Annotated in this window: 1 protein-coding gene and 1 pseudogene; both read left to right on the top strand. The window is 61.8% G+C overall.

Annotation, left to right across the window (positions count from 1 at the left end; translation table 11 throughout):
- A pseudogene (locus tag AC0L3X_RS46990) lies at positions 1–969 on the top strand (IS21/IS408/IS1162 family transposase); the annotation flags it as partial.
- An 8-nt stretch (positions 970–977) separates the two neighbouring features.
- A complete protein-coding gene (gene istB / locus AC0L3X_RS46985) occupies positions 978–1,841 on the top strand; it encodes an IS21-like element helper ATPase IstB (protein WP_039183785.1) in 864 nt (287 codons plus the stop codon).
- Positions 1,842–1,843: the final 2 nt, after the last annotated feature.

Genomic DNA, 1,843 nt, shown 5'->3' with positions numbered 1-1,843 from the left:
ATGGTGTTCGACGCCCACGACCGGGCGTTCGCCCTGTTCAAAGGCACCTGCACCCGCGGCATCTACGACAACATGAAGACCGCCGTAGAGACGATCTTCGTCGGTAAAGGGCGTCTCTACAATCGCCGCTTCCTGCAGATGTGCAGCCACTATCTGGTCGATCCGGTCGCCTGCACGCCAGCGTCGGGCTGGGAGAAGGGGCAGGTCGAGAACCAGGTCGGGCTGGTCAGGGAACGCTTCTTCACGCCGCGGCTGCGGTTCAAAAACCTCGACGAGTTAAACGCCTGGCTGCTCGACAAATGCATCGCCTACGCCAAGGTTCATCGCCATCCGGAGCTGGTCGATCAGACGATCTGGGAAGTGTTCGAAGCCGAACGCCCCAAACTCGTTCCCTATGCCGGCCGCTTCGACGGCTTCCATGCGGTGACGGCATCGGTCTCGAAGACCTGCCTGGTGCGCTTCGACAACAACAAGTACTCGGTCGCAGCCAGCGCAGTCGGACGACCGGTCGAGGTTCAAGCCTATGCCGATCGCATCGTGATCCGTCAGGATGGACGCATCGTTGCCGAGCACCCGCGATCCTTTGGCCGCGGCGATACCGTCTACGACCCCTGGCATTATGTGCCGGTGCTCGCCCGCAAACCCGGCGCCTTGCGCAACGGTGCTCCCTTCAAAGACTGGGTGCTGCCAGCCGCGATCGAGCGGATCCGGCGCAAGCTTGCCAGCACCGACGACGGCAATCGGCAGATGGTCGACATCCTCAACGCGGTGCTGACTGACGGTCTGCCCGCGGTGGAAGCGGCCTGTGCCGAAGCGCTCAGTCACAGCGTCCATTCGGCCGATGTCGTTCTCAATATCCTGGCCCGTCAACGTGAACCCGCCCCACCGGCCAACATCATGACGCCGGCCGCACTGACGCTCCGTCATGCACCGATCGCCGATTGTGCCCGCTACGACAACCTCCGGAGGACCATCTGATGGAACGAACCCAAATCTTCGACCTCATGGGCGAACTCAAGCTCTACGGCATGAAGGCTGCCTTCGACGAGATCATGGCAACTGCCGTCAAGCGCCAGCACGAACCTCAGCGCATTGTCGGCGACCTGCTCAACGCCGAGATCAACGAGAAGCAAGCCAGGTCGATCAAATACCAGCTCACCATTGCCAAGCTTCCGCTTGCCAAGGACATCGCCGACTTCCAGTTCGACGGCACGCCGATCAATCAGACACTCGTCAATGATCTTGCTGGCGGCGGCTTCATCGCCCAACAACGCAACGTCGTGCTGGTTGGCGGCACCGGCACAGGCAAAACCCACCTGGCCATTGCCATCGCCAGAAGCTGCATCCGATCCGGTGCCCGCGGCCGCTTCTTCAACGTAGTCGACCTCGTCAATCGCCTCGAGACCGAGACCCGCAACGGACGGCAAGGACGGCTCGCCGAGCATCTGACCCGGATGGACTTCATTGTGCTGGATGAACTCGGCTATTTGCCCTTCGCCCAGTCCGGTGGCCAGCTTCTCTTCCACCTCGTCAGCCGGCTCTATGAGCGCGCCTCCGTCATCGTGACCACCAATCTCGCCTTCGGCGAATGGCCGAGCGTGTTCGGCGACGCCAAAATGACCACCGCGCTGCTCGATCGGTTGACCCATCACTGTGACATCGTCGAGACCGGCAATGACAGCTGGCGCTTCAAAAGCCGCGACGACGATCACGCCACCCGCGCTCGTCTCGTCTCCGCTATCCCGGCCAGCTCCAACGAGCCGAGCGCTACCGTCAAACCGCGGCGCACGAAGGGGTCAAAATTGGACGCCGATGAGGGGTCAAATTTACAGGCCGATTGACA

It is taken from the genome of Bradyrhizobium sp. MI1.7, from assembly GCF_055811795.1.
This window is presented reverse-complemented; position numbering and strand designations above follow the sequence as displayed.